Below are 15,496 nucleotides of genomic sequence, written 5' to 3' on the forward strand. Positions count from 1 at the left end.
TTACTTTTTAGCTGCTTGTACCAATTCTAACTTGGTTAAACTTACTTCAGTAGTAAATAGACCATAATTAATAAAGGCTTTCTTTTTTTCAATTTTATCAATTGTTCCAACGGCATTTCCGTCTTCTAAGCGAACACGGTCTCCCGCTTTGAAAATATAGTTAGCCTTAGCTTCTGCTATTTTAGCAGCTTCTTTTTTCTTTTCTTCTCTAACCTTAACGACCTTTTTTAATACTTCATTTTCTACTTTTTTAATAGCCTCTTTTTGTTTTTGTACAGCTATCTTATCCTGTTTCTTTTCGGCTTTGTTTTTTTTCTTTGGTGGATTTTTCTTTATGTATTTTGTTTTTTCGGAAGTAGCCCATTTAAAGAAATTTGCAGAAAGTTCTTTTTTATTGTTGGTTTGAAAATACTTGTTTAACATTTCATTGATGCTTCTTCCTAAAGAAAGCATGCGTTGGTTATTGTCATACAGCTCTTGGAAGCCTTCTAGCTTTTCCTTGATTTTTGACTCTTTTTCTTGTAAACTTTCAATATGCTCTTGACCTTTCGATTTTTGTTTTTCCAGCGTATCAGAGGTTTTTTGAAGTCTGTTTCTTTCCTTTTGAAGTTTAGAAATCGTTTTATCTAAGCGGACTTTTTCAGTTTCAACACGTTTCTTTGCTCGATTAATCAAACTGAATGGAATCCCATTCTTTTGAGCAACTTCAAAAGTAAACGAACTACCAGCCTGACCAATGAATAACTTATATAAAGGTTCAAGTGTTCGTTCGTCAAATTGCATATTAGCATTAGTCACATTTTCTAATTCATTAGCTAGTACTTTTAAATTAGCATAATGTGTAGTTATAATACCAAAAGCTTTTTTATCGTAAAACTCCTCTAAGAATATTTCTGCCAATGCACCACCGAGCTCAGGATCCGATCCTGTTCCAAACTCATCTATTAAAAAAAGTGTATTATCGTTACACTTTCGCAAGAAATAGCGCATGTTTTTCAATCGATAACTATAGGTACTCAATTGGTTTTCTATAGATTGATTGTCACCAATATCAGTAAGAATAGTATTAAACAAGGTGGTTTCACTGCGCTCATGAACAGGTATTAACAATCCACTTTGTAACATTAGTTGTAGTAAACCAATGGTTTTTAAGGTGATACTTTTACCACCGGCATTGGGTCCAGAAATGACAATTATTTGTTGTTTGTCATTTAATTGAATGGTTTGCGGAATTGTTAGTATGTCTTGAGCTTTATTTTTTCTCCATAAAACAGGGTGATATGCGTCCTTTAAAAATACCTTTCTGTTTTTGGTAATCTTTGGTAATAAAGCATTGATTTCCTTAGCATATTTGGCTTTTGAACCAACAGTGTCTAAATGTGTTAGGAATGTTAGGTACTCTTCGAGTAATGGTGTATAAGGTCTGATTTCTTCAGCAAGCGCTCTCAAAACTTTTACCACTTCTTGCTTTTCTTCATAGACAAGGTTTTGAAGCTCTCTACTATATGCCAAGGTTGCTTGTGGAGCGATATAAACAATATTTCCAGATTTAGATGAACCTAATAAACTACCTTTAACTTTTTTTCGATGCATTGCAGTAACCGCTAATACTCGTTGATTATCAATAATAGTTTCTTTAATATCATCTAAATAACCACTTGAAATATTTCTACTTAAAGCTCTAGAAAAGCTTTCAGAGATTTTTCCACGAACATTACCTATGTCTTTTCTAATTTGTTTTAGTGCTGGAGAAGCATTGTCTGCAACTTCGCCATACGAAGTAATAATTTTTTTGATGGCATCTGAAACAAAGGTTGTGAATTCTATGTTATCACTTAACAAGAAAAGATTAGGATAATATGTTTTAAATTTTTCAAGAAACTTTTTGAGCTCATTTACTGTTTCGGTAACGCTAGCTATTTTTAAAAAGTTTTCAGTTTCTAAGAAACTATTCTCAATAGCAAGGCGTTTTGTTTCTTCAGAGATGTCTTCAAAAAAATGATTTGGAATACGGTTTTCATTTTCAAAAGAAGCAAGGTATTCGTTAACCATATTTAATTCAAAAAAAAGCTTCTTTTTGTTTGTTAGAGGTTGAATGCTCAGAACGTTTTGTTTACCTAAATCTGAAATACTAAACTCTGCAACCTGTTCTAAAACCGTTGTAAATTCTAAATCTTGAAGTGTCTTTTCTGAAATGTTTTTACTCAAAATATCATGTTTGAAACCAAGGCAAAAATAAGAGATACAAGGTAAAAATAACCCTTTATAGAAGCTCTTTTTTGCTGATTTTTGGTTATATTTGAGATAAAAACGATGAAAACAAAAATAATTACTCTAATCGGTTTGTTCTTTTTCTCTGTTTTAACTGCTCAGGTTGAAAAAGTTAGTGTTAAAAAAGCTGAAAAATTAAATGAAGTACTTGTCAAAGGAAAAAGAAAATTGAAAAAGACGCTTCATTATGAAAAAATAGCCACATTAAAAAAGAGAGTTTACTCTTTTGATTCCCATTTAGAAGATCATAAAATTTATGTTTTTGGAGGAGATGTTTCATCTACTGTAAATAGGGCTAAAGGAGCTATTGACATTTCGGGAGTGGATTTTGTTACTTTTGGACAACTGCTAAAAGTATTAAGAAGATTTGGGCCAGATCACCATGCATATAGTGATAAGCTTCAAATATTCGATTTAAAATCTGGTAAATGGCTACAGAATAAGGTAAAGCTTTCCAATAGGGCATATCACAATGTAAATTATTACAAAGGAGATTTTTATGTTTTAGGAGGTAAAAGACTTTCAAAAAATAGACAAATTGAATATTTAAGTGACAAGATTGAAATTGTCAATAAAGATGCTTTGTCAATTACGGTTGATGGTACCAATCCACACCAAGGAATTAATTTTGCATCTACGGTTTATAAGAATTATTTAGTGGTTATGGGAGGGTCTTCTAAAAAGAATGCACGTAGTAAAGTAAAGTACTCAAAAGATTCTCATTTCTTTGATTTTACGACTGGATTATGGTATGAGCTCCCTAAAATGATGGAAGCTAAGGAAAGTAAAGGAATATTGGTAAGGCATAAGTTTTATTTAATAGGTGGCTATAATGGAGAAGAACTTTCAGGAATAGAGTCTTTCGATTTTGTAAGTGGAGAATGGAAAAGAGAAATGAATTTACCAGTAGCAATGAAAAAACCAGGTTTAGCTGTTTCAAAAGAGTTAATTTATATTTATGATAAAAATGTAATTTTTGTTTACAATACTAGTAAGAATGAATTACAAAAGTACTATGTCGGGCTTGAGTTAGCAGAAAGTACCTTACATGTTGATGGAGAAAATTTATATATCTTAGGTGGTTTTGTATCGAATAGATTTTCAAAAGAACCAAGTGGAAGTATCTACAAAATAGCGTTAAAAGAATTTAATAAAACAAAATATTTTAATCAATAAAAAGAATGCTTATAAAGATAGCAGATAGTTGGAAGAATATATTAGCTGAGGAGCTTGAAAAAGAGTATTTTAAAGAATTAATTTATTTTATAAAGAAAGAGTATCAAGAGCATACGTGTTACCCTAAAGAAACTGATATTTTTGCTGCTTTTGATTACTGTCGTTTTGAAGATATAAAAGTAGTTGTCATTGGTCAGGATCCTTATCATGGAGTAGGACAAGCAAACGGATTATGCTTTTCTGTTCATGAAGGAATGAAACATCCTCCTTCATTAATCAATATTTTTAAAGAAATTGAAACTGATTTAGGGATTTCAATACCAAAATCTGGAGACCTGTCACGATGGGCGCAACAAGGAGTATTGTTGTTGAATGCAACATTAACGGTAAGAGCTCATGAAGCAGGAAGTCATCAACAAAAAGGATGGGAACAATTTACAGATACTGTGATTCAAAAGATATCTGAAAATAGAGAAGATGTGGTTTTTTTGCTTTGGGGAGGATATGCGAAGAAGAAAGGAGCAAAGATTGATAAAAAGAAACATCACGTATTAACTTCGGGGCATCCTTCACCATTAAGTGCCAATAGAGGATATTGGTTTGGGAACAAACATTTTTCTCAAACAAATAATTTTTTAGTCGCAAATCAAATGGAAAAAATTAGATGGTAAGCACGGACGCTGCCTAATAAGTAGTAACGATTATTTTAAGTAAAGAATATAAATTGAAAAAGGGTTTGCTCACTGCAACCCCTTTTTTTTATAATACAATGCTAGGTAAAACAGTTTGGTTGTAATATGGTAGGATGATGGCTTCTAAAATGTCTTCTGTACTATCAGGATACTGTACTTGTATTATTTTATCAGATTTAATCCACTTAGAAATTTTGTTAGTTTGTTTCTTGTTGAATTTTTTCAAAACAGTGACTCCCATTTCTTTTAAACTTAGTGCATTGCACTGTTGTTCGTATTGGTTTCTCATAGGAATAACTAGTAGCTTTTTTTGAAGGTAAAGCGCTTCAGCGGGAGTTTCAAAACCAGCACCACAGAGTACGCCATTAGAAGAAGCCATACTCCTAATAAAATCGGCTCCATTTACAGGTTGAATGGTAATGTTGTTGTGCAATTGATATTCTTTGGTATGCTTTGAGAATACTTGCCATTTCACTTTTTTGAAAGTAGATAATACTTTGATGATCTTTTTGTCGCTATATGCTGGAAGATATACAGTATAATGACCTTTGTTAGTACTGTTACTATACCTAATTTCTCTACGAATAATTGGCGGAAAGATAGCTGAAGAATATGGTTGAAAATGAAAACCAAACTTAATTTTTGCAGGGGCATAATACTTTAATATTAGTCTTTCAAATTTATACTTTCCATATTTTGGGGATTGTTCATCTAAAACAGCATTTTGGTGACTTAATGATATAATAGGGATGTTTTTTAGTTTTGCGGCCCATGCTGTTACTGGTTCAAAATCGTTGATGATAAGATCGTATTCTTGAATAGGAATTGATTGTACTTCTTTTAATAAGTTACGTAATCGAAGTTTTTGTAGAGTAAGTTTAAAATCTACGCCTCCTTTTTTACCAAATATAAAGCTTAGCCCATATAAAGAATACTTTATGTCAAAAGGAAATTTAAGGTCGCATTGATATCCGCTAATTAAAACATCAACTTCAGCTTTTCTTTGTAGGTAAGGTACTATTTCTAAAGCTCTACTAGCATGCCCGTTTCCTGTTCCCTGAATAGCATATAATATTTTCATAATGAGGTTTATTTAAAAGGTTTGTTAATATCGAATTCAGCTAATAGCTCTTCAAAAATTTCTGAATTGTTTCCTTCTGTACCTATTAACTCATAATCGTTTACTTCATAATTATGATACAGGCTTTTTGCGGTATTATCTTTTTCGTATTCATACAAACTCCATTTTTTGTTGTTATATTCAAGAGCAGTAAGATTTTCTACCCAATCGCCAGAATTTAAGTACAGTGTTTTTCCATTTTCGTTAAAAATCTCTCTAATTTCTGGTTGATGTATATGACCACAAACAACATAGTCATATCCTTTCTCAATGGCAATATCAGAAGCAGTAGTTTCAAAGTTGTTAATAAACTTAACAGCACTTTTTACACTGTTTTTAATTTTTTTAGAAAAAGACAATCTGCCATAGCCTAATTTTTCATTCACCCAATTAACAGCGGTATTTATCATAATTAACATATCGTATCCTATACCGCCAAGTTTAGCTAACCATTTAGAATGTTGCATCGTAACGTCAAAAACATCACCATGAAAAAACCAAGCTTTTTTTCCATCTAAGTTGAGAACCACTTTATTGACTATTTCAAAACTACCTAGCTTAAATCCTTTAAACTTTCTGAGCGTTTCATCATGATTTCCGGTTACATAATAAACTTTAGTGCCAGAAGTAATGAATGACATTAGTTGTTTTATGACTTTTAAATGTGGTTTTGGAAAATATCGTTTGTTAAACTGCCAGATATCTATAATATCACCGTTTAAAATTAGAATTGCTGGATTAATGGTTTTTAAATAATTGTTTAATTGCGTTGCTCTACAACCATATGTTCCTAAATGTACATCCGATATCACAGCGATATCGATTTTTCGTTTCTTAGTTTTATTCATTTTAAAAGATATACTTAATGTATCATCTCAAATATACTTTTGAGATGTTTTGTTAAAATGAAATTATTGTAAACTGTTGTTAATTAAACTGTTGTTAATTTGTGAGCGAAAGGTTATGTAAAAGTAAAGGCTCGGAATTTCCGAGCCTTTTTATGTATTGTATGTAAAGAGTATTTTACTTATTGTATAACACCCAAGTTCCCTTTTCTAATAAAGGAATAGCTTGTTTGTATTTTACTTCTTTCTCTTCTCCGGTCATTACATTCTTTATTGTAACGCGTTCATTTCTTCCGATTTTTGGTTGTTCTCTAACAACTGTTTCAACTACTTGTTGTTCTTGAGTTTGTTGATTACGAGCATTAGAAATAGCTTGTTGAGTTGAGTTTTGTACTTCATCCTTGCTATAATCTAATTGTTCACGTTGTTGTTCATGAGCTTCAGATACTTGAGAAACATCTTGTGTAGGTAACTGTCCTTTGAATAAGAAAGAAAGAACCTCTTTGTTTACTTTATCTATCGTTTGTTGGAATAATTCAAAAGCCTCAAACTTATAGATTAATAACGGGTCTTTTTGTTCGTACGTAGCGTTTTGAACTGTTTGTTTAAGTTCATCCATTTTACGTAAGTGATCTTTCCAGTTTTCATCAATAATGGCTAATGTGATGTTCTTTTCAAAGTCATTTACTAATGATTTTCCTTCAGATTCATATGCTTCTTTAAGGTTTGTAACTACTTGTAAAGTTTTAATACCATCTGTAAAAGGAACAACAATACGCTCATAACGATCTCCTTCATTTTCAAAAACATTTTTGATAACAGGGTAGGCTTGAGATGCATTTCTGTCTGAATCCTTTTTATAATGTTCAGTTACAATAGTATATAACTTATCAGTTAATTCTTGCTCAGTTAGTCTGTTGAATTCTTCTTCAGAGAAAGGAGAAGTCATTGATGAAAAACGGATTAACTCAAATTCAAAGTTTTGGAAATTTTTAGTTGCTTTATTTTGTCTTACAACAGCATCACATGTGTCATAAATCATATTTGCAATATCAATTTGTAAGCGTTGACCATCTAAAGCATGACGACGACGTTTGTAAACGAATTCACGTTGCGAATTCATTACATCATCATATTCTAATAATCGTTTACGAATTCCGAAGTTATTTTCTTCTACTTTCTTTTGAGCTCTTTCAATAGATTTGGTAATCATAGAATGTTGAATAACTTCACCTTCTTTTAATCCCATTCTATCCATCATTTTTGCTATTCTTTCAGAACCGAATAAACGCATTAAGTTATCATCTAATGCTACATAGAATTGAGAAGAACCTACATCACCTTGACGTCCAGCACGTCCACGTAACTGACGGTCAACACGACGAGAATCATGACGCTCAGTACCAATAATGGCTAAACCTCCAGCAGCTTTTACTTCGTCAGATAATTTAATATCTGTACCACGACCTGCCATGTTTGTAGCAATAGTTACGATTCCTGGCTTACCAGCTTCCGCAACAACGTCTGCTTCTTTTTTATGTAGTTTAGCATTTAAGATGTTATGAGGAATTTTACGCATTTTAAGCATTCTTCCTAATAATTCTGAAATTTCAACAGACGTAGTACCTACTAATACAGGTCTTCCTTGATTTACTAACTCTACGACATCATCAATTACAGCGTTGTATTTTTCACGCGTAGTTTTATATACTAAATCTTGTTTATCATCACGAGCAATTGGACGATTTGTAGGGATTTCTACTACATCTAATTTATAAATTTCCCAGAATTCACCAGCTTCAGTAATAGCAGTACCTGTCATACCAGAAAGCTTACGATACATTCTAAAGTAGTTCTGTAAAGTAACGGTTGCAAAGGTTTGTGTAGCATCTTCGATTTTTACATTTTCCTTTGCTTCAATAGCTTGGTGTAAACCATCAGAGTAACGACGACCATCCATGATACGTCCTGTTTGCTCGTCAACAATCATTACTTTGTTGTCCATTACTACATATTCAACATCTTTTTCAAAAACAGTATATGCTTTTAAAAGTTGATTCATTGTATGAATTCGTTCACTTTTAATACTGTAGTCTCTGTATAAGTCTTCTTTTTTAGTAGCCTTTTCTTCTGGAGTTTCTTCACTGTTGTCAATTTCACCAACGCGAACACTTAGGTCTGGTAAAACGAAGAATGTTGCGTTGTTTGTGATTTCAGAAAGGTGGGCAATACCTTTATCTGTTAAATCAATTTGGTTGTTTTTCTCTTCAACAGTAAACCAAAGTTCAGAATCTACCTCTGGCATTAACTTATTGTTGTCTTGCATATAGAAATTCTCTGTTTTTTGCAAGATTTGTCTAACACCTTCTTGTGATAAAAACTTGATTAAAGCTTTGTTTTTAGGTAAACCTCTATATACTCTTAATAATAAGAAACCTCCTTCTTTGGTATCTCCATCTTTAATTAATTTCTTTGCTTCAGCTAAAACTCCAACTAAATATTTGTTTTGTAAAGAAACTAAGTCTGCAACCAATGGTTTAAGGTCATTAAACTCATGACGATCTCCTTGTGGAATAGGACCAGAGATAATTAACGGAGTACGAGCATCATCAATTAAAACCGAATCAACTTCATCAATAATTGCGTAGTTAGGAGCACGTTGTACTAAATCTTCTTTAGATGAAGCCATGTTATCACGTAAATAATCGAAACCAAATTCGTTATTTGTTCCGTAAGTAATATCAGCATTATAAGCTTTTCTACGTGCTTCAGAATTTGGTTGGTGATAATCAATACAATCTGTACTCAAACCATGGAATTCAAAAATTGGTGCCATCCAAGCACGGTCACGTTTCGCTAAGTAATCATTAACTGTTACTACATGCACTCCATTACCCGTTAAGGCATTTAAATAAACTGGTAAAGTAGAAACTAATGTTTTACCTTCTCCAGTCATCATTTCCGCAATTTTACCTTGGTGTAAAATTGAACCACCAATTAACTGAACATCATAGTGAATCATATCCCAAGTTACTTCTTTACCAGAAGCATCCCATGAGTTTGCCCAAAAGGCTTTGTCATCTTCTAGAACAACATGTTCTCTTGTTCCAGATAATTCACGATCAAAAGGAGTTGCTGTTACCTCAATTTCAGTATTATTAGCAAAACGCTTAGCAGTTTCTTTAATAACGGCAAAAGCTTCAGGCATGATATCTGCCAAAACTTGTTCAGAAGCAGCATAAGCATCATCTTTTAACTGATCAATTTCTTTGTAAATTTCTTCTTGACGATCAATGTCGGCAGAAATTGCTTCATTTTCTAAGGTGGCAATTTGATCATTATATGATTTTGTAGCTTCCTTTATCTTAGCCTTAAATTCGATAGTTTTTGCACGTAATTCATCATTAGATAAACTACTTAAAGTACCTTCAATAGACTTTACCTGATCTACGATGGGTTGAATTAGTTTTAAGTCTTTTTGTTGTTTGTCTCCAACAAATATTTTTATAATCGAATTTAAAATGCTCATTGTAAAATATTGTTTTAGAGCTGGTTACTGATTTTTGTAATCAGCTCGTTTTCTTTTTTGTTATGGTGCTTAAAAATAAGCAAAAAAAAAGCCTCTATAGTAAGAGACTTTTATTAGTGTTTTTTAGTATTCGTCTTCGTTCCAAAGATAATCTTCTTCGGTAGGATAATCTGGCCAAATTTCAACGATTGAATCATAAGCCTCTCCTTCATCCTCAATATCTTGCAGATTCTCAACTACTTCTAAAGGAGCTCCAGTACGAATTGCATAATCTATTAATTCGTCTTTGGTTGCTGGCCAAGGCGCATCTGCTAAATAAGATGCTAATTCTAGTGTCCAATACATTTCTTTATCTGTTTGTTTTTAGATTTCTCGCAAAAATATATTTTTTTTGTAAAAAGTCAAGTTTTTTTTTAAAAATGTGTTATTTATATGAAAAGAACGTTTATAGCTTTTCAGGAATCCATTTAATTTCTTCAGCTTGTAGTGTTTGGGTCAACTTCCGTGCCAACACAAAAAGATAGTCAGAAAGTCGGTTTAGGTACATTAAAACATTATTATTAATACCTTCTTCGTCATTTAATGCGACAGATAAACGTTCTGCTCTTCTACAAACACAGCGTGCTACATGACAGAATGACACAGTTTGATGCCCTCCAGGTAATACAAAGTGAGTCATTGGAGGAAGCGTATTGTTCATGTTGTCTATTTCAGTTTCTAAAAAAGAAATAGAAGCTTCATTTATTTTTGGAATATTTAATCGCTCCTTACCACTTTTTAAAGTTTCTTTTTCAGGAGGAGTTGCAAGCATGGCTCCTAATGTAAATAGTTCGTTTTGAATTTTTGTCAAAGCCTGCTTGGTAAGATTGTCAATATCTTGATCTCGTATAAGTCCAATATAAGAATTAAGTTCATCTACAGTACCATAACTTTCTATACGTAAATGATATTTTGGAACTCTTGTACCTCCAAATAGGGCAGTGGTTCCTTTATCTCCGGTTTTAGTATATATCTTCATTTAAATAAGTTGGTTTTCTTTAAGAGTTTTTAAGATGTAGTCAGGACATTTTACTGGCCTTTTAGTTGTTGAATTGATAAAGGCAAGTGTAGTATCTCCAGTACAAATTAATTCATCATTTTGATTTGTAATTTCATATGTAAATTCAATCTTAACACCAGGTTCTTTTTTTAAAAAGGTTTTAATGGTAAGAAGGTCATCATAATAAGCCGATTTTTTAAAATTACAATTTAATGAAATTACAGGAAGCATGATGCCTGTTTTTTCCATATATTTGTACGTAACGCCCATAGAACGTAACCACTCGGTTCGTCCTATTTCAAAAAATTGAGCATAATTTCCGTGATATACAATGCCCATTTGATCAGTTTCAGCATAACGAACGCGGATATTAGATATGTGTTTTAGCAAGATTAAATATTTCGAGATTTATATTGCAAACGTTACATAAAAAATAATTAAAAGTCAATAGCAAATCGATTTTTTTTTACTGAATTTTATTCACATTTTTGTTCACCCAATCAAGTGTGTTTGGGGGTCCCCTAGATTTGAAGGAAATTAACCAATATTTTAAACGTTTTTAAACCTAATATGACTAAAACTGCCGAATCAGTTTGGAATGAGTGTTTGTCTTTTATAAAGGACAATATCAAACCGCAAGCATACAAGACTTGGTTTGAGCCTATTAAACCAATGAAGCTTTCAGGGGAGGCTTTAACAGTTCAGGTACCAAGTAAATTCTTTTACGAATGGTTGGAAGAGCACTATATAAAATTGTTAAGAGTGGCTTTGGTTCGTCAGTTGGGTAATGAGGCTAAACTGATTTATGATGTACGTATGGAAAATACGTATAGTAGTAATAGTCCACAAACTGTTAAAATTCCTAGTTCTAACCGTAATCCTATTAAACCACAAAAAGTAACGGTACCTATAGAGTCTAAAAGAGAATTAAAAAATCCTTTTATTATTCCTGGACTTCAAAAGGTAAAAATAGAGTCGCAGTTAAATCCAAATTACAACTTCGTAAATTTTGTTGAAGGAGATTCAAATAGATTGGCGCGTTCGGCTGGTATGGCAGTTGCAAATAAGCCAGGTGGAACTTCGTTTAATCCATTGTTAATTTATGGAGGTGTTGGTTTAGGAAAAACACACCTAGCACATGCTATTGGTGTTGAAATTAAAGATAAATATCCTGATAAGACAGTATTGTATATATCATCAGAAAAATTTACACAACAGTTTATTGATTCGGTAAAATCAAATACAAGAAATGATTTTATTCATTTTTATCAGATGATTGACGTGTTAATTATTGATGATGTTCAATTTTTATCAGGAAAAGCAGGAACACAAGATGTGTTCTTCCATATATTTAACCATTTACATCAAAATGGAAAACAGGTGATTTTAACTTCAGACAAAGCGCCTGTAGATATGCAAGATATTGAACAACGATTACTTTCTAGATTTAAATGGGGGCTATCTGCAGAATTGCAATCGCCAGATTATGAAACTAGAATTTCAATTCTTCAGAATAAGCTATATAGAGATGGTGTAGAAATGCCAGAAGAGATAGTGGAATATATCGCGAAAAATATTAAATCAAATGTACGTGAATTAGAAGGGGTGATTATTTCTATGATTGCTCAAGCTTCTTTTAACAGAAAAGAGTTTACAATTGAATTAGCAAAACAGATTGTAGATAAGTTTGTAAAGAATACAAAGAAGGAGGTTTCTATTGACTATATTCAAAAAGTAGTATCAAAATATTTTGATATGGATGTAGCTACATTACAGTCTAAAACACGTAAACGTCATATTGTTCAAGCACGTCAGTTAGCAATGTATTTTGCAAAACGCTTAACGAAATCATCTTTAGCAAGTATTGGTAGTCAAATTGGTCAACGAGATCATGCTACTGTATTGCATGCTTGTAAGACTGTTGATAACTTAACAGAAACGGATAAGCAGTTTAAAAAATATGTGGATGATTTATTGAAAAAATTAACACTCTAAAACTTACAACATGAAAATACTTATGGTTTGTTTGGGGAATATTTGTCGTTCGCCATTGGCCGAAGGTATTTTACAGTCAAAGGTAAAAGAATCTGTGATGGTTGATTCAGCTGGAACCTCTGGGTTTCATGAAGGAGAATTACCAGATACTAGGTCTATTGCAGTTGCCAGAAAATATGGTTTGGATATTACTTCTCAACGCTCCAGAAAATTTATCATAAAAGACTTTCAGGAGTTTGATTTGATTTATGCGATGGATGTTAGCAATTTTCGAGATATTTTATCGTTAGCTAGTACAGAAGAAGATAGAAGGAAGGTGAAAATGATTTTAAATGAATCTTTTCCAAATGAAAATAGAAATGTCCCGGACCCTTATTATGGAGGAGATATGGGATTTGAAAATGTATATGCAATGTTGGATGAAGCTTGTGAAATAATAGCTTCTAAATTATAGATTCATGCGAGGAAAACTGTATTTGATACCCACTACATTAGGTGATACTGAGCCGTTAGAGGTAATACCATTATCTGTAAAAAAAGTAATTGAACATTTGAATTATTTTATTGTGGAAAATGAAAAATCTGCAAGAAGGTTTATAAAAAAAATTACACCATCAAAATCACAGCCATCTTTAGAGTTACGTTTGTTAGATAAATATTCTGATGAATTTGAAACACAAAACTATTTAGATATTTGTGAAGAAGGCGTTTCAGTAGGGTTGTTATCAGAGGCTGGAGTTCCTGCTGTTGCTGATCCAGGAGCAAGTATTGTAAAGTTAGCACACCAAAAAGGAATTCAAGTAGTTCCGTTAGTCGGACCTTCTTCTATTTTAATGGCAATGATGGCTTCAGGAATGAATGGCCAAAATTTTGCATTTAATGGTTATCTGCCTATTGACAAGGGAGATCGAAAAAAAGCGATTAAAGAATTAGAGCGTTTTTCTAAAGATAAAAATCAATCACAAATGTTTATTGAAACTCCTTATAGGAATGAAAAGATGTTAGATGATTTAAGAGCGGTCTTATCACCAGAAACGAGAGTTTGTGTTGCTTGTGATATTACATTGCCTTCAGAATATATTAAAACATTATCGGTGAAAGAATGGAAAAAGACTAAGACCGATTTACACAAAAGACCCACAATTTTTATAATTCATAAATAAAAAAAGCTCAATATTATTGAGCTTTTTTTCTGTTCTTTAACCAGTCTTCATATTTGTCTTTGTGCTTGAAACGCTTATGAGTCCATAAATAATATTCAGGCTGTTTTCTAATATGTTCTTCTGTGATTTTTAAATACTTATCAGTGATTTCGAAATTCTCATAATCTTTAGGAGTTGAAGTGATTAGTTCGAATTCAGTAGTATAATACCCACGTTTTACTTTGGTAGTATTCATATTTACAATAGAGAAATCGTATTTTTTAGCTAAAATTTCCATCCCTGTATGAACTGGAACTTTTTGATTTAGAAATTTAGCCCAATATCTTGTTCTTTTTAACTGAGGAGATTGATCGCTTAGCAAAATATATAAACTTTGAATACCGTCTTTTACGCGTTCTTCTAGTTTCTTGTTAAATAAACCTGTAGGTACTCCATCGAAACCAAATTTAGTTCTTGATGATTTGATAGCCTTTTCAAAATATGGGTTTTGAATTCTTGTATATGCACCATAGCAGCTAATTTCCGCCTCAAGAGGAAGTCCAAAAGAAAGTTCCCAGTTACCTTGGTGAGAACCTGTAAGAATAATACTCTTGCCTTCATTAGCTAATTTGTTAATTACCTCTATGTTTTTATAGATGTATCGTTTTTGAATTGCTTTTTGGGAAATTGTAAAGGATTTGATACTTTCAAAAACTAAATCGATAAAATGCTTTTGAAATTTTTTTGATAATGAGCGAACTTCTTTGTCTGTTTTTTCTGGGAATGCCATTTTAATGTTTTGAACGATTACTTTCTTACGGTAACCGACAACGTTAAATATGATAAAACGGAAAAAATCAGATAGTATATATAATATTCTCATTGGGAGAATAGACAGTATCCATATAAGTGGATATACAATGACAAAAACGAGTAGTTTCATTAAGTTCAAAAATTTAAGCAAATATCGGACTAAATATTTAAAATATATTAACGTTGTTTTATTTATGTTTGTTAAAAATAATAGAAGATGAATAGAGTTGTTTTAATACTCATTATAGCGAATGTTTTAATTTCTTATAGAGGATTTAATGATTATTCCTTTTTTGATAAGTACAAATTTCAAATTGGAAGAATTCAAGCAGGGGAAAAGCTGAGAATGATTAGTTCTGGTTTTTTGCATGTAGATTGGATGCATTTAATTTTTAATATGTATGCCTTGTATTTGTTTGGAGGATTGGTGCTTTTACATTTTAGTACGATCCATTTCTTAGTAATATACTTAGCAGGATTGTTAGGAGGAAGTATGTATTCGTTTATTCAACATAAAAAAGAATATTATTATAGTGCAGTAGGGGCGTCTGGTGCGGTTTCTGGAGTTATGTTTGCAGCAGTCATGTTGTATCCAGATAAAACGTATAGTTTTATCTTTTTTCCTTTTTTTGATTTTCCAGCCTATCTATTAGGAATAGGATATTTGATTTATTCTATTTACGGAATGAAAAAGAATATAGGTAATATTGGACACTCTGCCCATTTAGGTGGTGCTATTGGTGGATATGCAGTGACTTTATTATTGAAGCCTTATTTACTTTCAGAAGAACCATTGATTATTTTAATTATGGGGGCTATTATTGGAGGATTACTACTTTTTGGAGATCAGCTAAAATTGAAGAAGTGATAAATA

At 32.0% G+C, this 15,496-nt stretch carries 14 protein-coding genes; 6 read left to right on the top strand and 8 right to left on the bottom strand.

The features are described from left to right. Window positions 1-2,208: an endonuclease MutS2 gene (locus ABNT22_RS07630; RefSeq protein ID WP_348715363.1), complete on the bottom strand. Its 2,208-nt coding sequence runs from the start codon at window positions 2,206-2,208 to the stop codon at window positions 1-3. A 105-nt stretch (window positions 2,209-2,313) separates the two neighbouring features. Here ABNT22_RS07630 and ABNT22_RS07635 point away from each other — a divergent pair, with 105 nt between their 5' ends. Further along, entirely contained in the window at window positions 2,314-3,447 is a 1,134-nt protein-coding gene (locus tag ABNT22_RS07635; protein ID WP_348715364.1) for a hypothetical protein, read from the top strand. A gap of 5 nt (window positions 3,448-3,452) precedes the next feature. Next, window positions 3,453-4,118: a uracil-DNA glycosylase gene (gene ung / locus ABNT22_RS07640; RefSeq protein WP_348715365.1), complete on the top strand. Its 666-nt coding sequence runs from the start codon at window positions 3,453-3,455 to the stop codon at window positions 4,116-4,118. 88 nt (window positions 4,119-4,206) lie between these two features. On the opposite strand, the gene ABNT22_RS07645 is transcribed toward ung, so the two are convergent. The 6 genes from ABNT22_RS07645 to ABNT22_RS07670 form a co-directional block, all read right to left on the bottom strand. Further along, complete coding sequence (locus tag ABNT22_RS07645; RefSeq protein ID WP_348715366.1) at window positions 4,207-5,220, bottom strand: glycosyltransferase family protein; 1,014 nt, start codon at window positions 5,218-5,220, stop codon at window positions 4,207-4,209. Between the two features lie 8 nt (window positions 5,221-5,228). After that, window positions 5,229-6,107: a UDP-2,3-diacylglucosamine diphosphatase gene (locus tag ABNT22_RS07650; RefSeq protein ID WP_348715367.1), complete on the bottom strand. Its 879-nt coding sequence runs from the start codon at window positions 6,105-6,107 to the stop codon at window positions 5,229-5,231. Window positions 6,108-6,282: 175 nt separating this feature from the next. After that, window positions 6,283-9,633 (bottom strand): preprotein translocase subunit SecA, encoded by a 3,351-nt coding sequence (gene secA, locus ABNT22_RS07655; protein WP_348715368.1) that lies wholly within the window; start codon window positions 9,631-9,633, stop codon window positions 6,283-6,285. A 123-nt stretch (window positions 9,634-9,756) separates the two neighbouring features. Continuing rightward, window positions 9,757-9,978, bottom strand: a complete 222-nt coding sequence (locus ABNT22_RS07660) for a DUF2795 domain-containing protein (RefSeq protein WP_299104175.1) — start codon at window positions 9,976-9,978, stop codon at window positions 9,757-9,759. A 100-nt stretch (window positions 9,979-10,078) separates the two neighbouring features. Then, window positions 10,079-10,651 (bottom strand): cob(I)yrinic acid a,c-diamide adenosyltransferase, encoded by a 573-nt coding sequence (locus ABNT22_RS07665; protein WP_348715369.1) that lies wholly within the window; start codon window positions 10,649-10,651, stop codon window positions 10,079-10,081. Next, window positions 10,652-11,062, bottom strand: coding sequence for a thioesterase family protein (locus tag ABNT22_RS07670; RefSeq protein WP_348715370.1), 411 nt, complete (start codon window positions 11,060-11,062; stop codon window positions 10,652-10,654). It abuts the gene before it with no gap. Between the two features lie 180 nt (window positions 11,063-11,242). On the opposite strand from ABNT22_RS07670, the gene dnaA reads away from it, so the two are divergent. The 3 genes from dnaA to ABNT22_RS07685 are packed head-to-tail and all read left to right on the top strand — an operon-like array spanning window position 11,243 to window position 13,830. Beyond that, window positions 11,243-12,667, top strand: a complete 1,425-nt coding sequence (dnaA, locus tag ABNT22_RS07675; protein WP_348715371.1) for a chromosomal replication initiator protein DnaA — start codon at window positions 11,243-11,245, stop codon at window positions 12,665-12,667. A gap of 10 nt (window positions 12,668-12,677) precedes the next feature. Beyond that, window positions 12,678-13,121, top strand: coding sequence for a low molecular weight protein-tyrosine-phosphatase (locus ABNT22_RS07680; protein WP_348715372.1), 444 nt, complete (start codon window positions 12,678-12,680; stop codon window positions 13,119-13,121). A 4-nt stretch (window positions 13,122-13,125) separates the two neighbouring features. Further along, a complete protein-coding gene (locus tag ABNT22_RS07685) occupies window positions 13,126-13,830 on the top strand; it encodes an SAM-dependent methyltransferase (protein ID WP_348715373.1) in 705 nt (234 codons plus the stop codon). Between the two features lie 13 nt (window positions 13,831-13,843). Here the strand turns inward: ABNT22_RS07685 and ABNT22_RS07690 are convergent, their stop codons facing one another. Beyond that, a complete protein-coding gene (locus ABNT22_RS07690) occupies window positions 13,844-14,752 on the bottom strand; it encodes a lysophospholipid acyltransferase family protein (protein WP_348715374.1) in 909 nt (302 codons plus the stop codon). An 87-nt stretch (window positions 14,753-14,839) separates the two neighbouring features. Here ABNT22_RS07690 and ABNT22_RS07695 point away from each other — a divergent pair, with 87 nt between their 5' ends. Continuing rightward, the gene (locus ABNT22_RS07695; protein WP_348715375.1) at window positions 14,840-15,490 is read left to right on the top strand and encodes a rhomboid family intramembrane serine protease; all 651 of its coding nucleotides are present in this window, start codon (window positions 14,840-14,842) and stop codon (window positions 15,488-15,490) included. Window positions 15,491-15,496 lie beyond the last annotated feature (6 nt).

Origin of the sequence: Tenacibaculum sp. 190130A14a (assembly GCF_964048965.1) — a bacterium.
Classification (GTDB): domain Bacteria; phylum Bacteroidota; class Bacteroidia; order Flavobacteriales; family Flavobacteriaceae; genus Polaribacter; species Polaribacter polynesiense.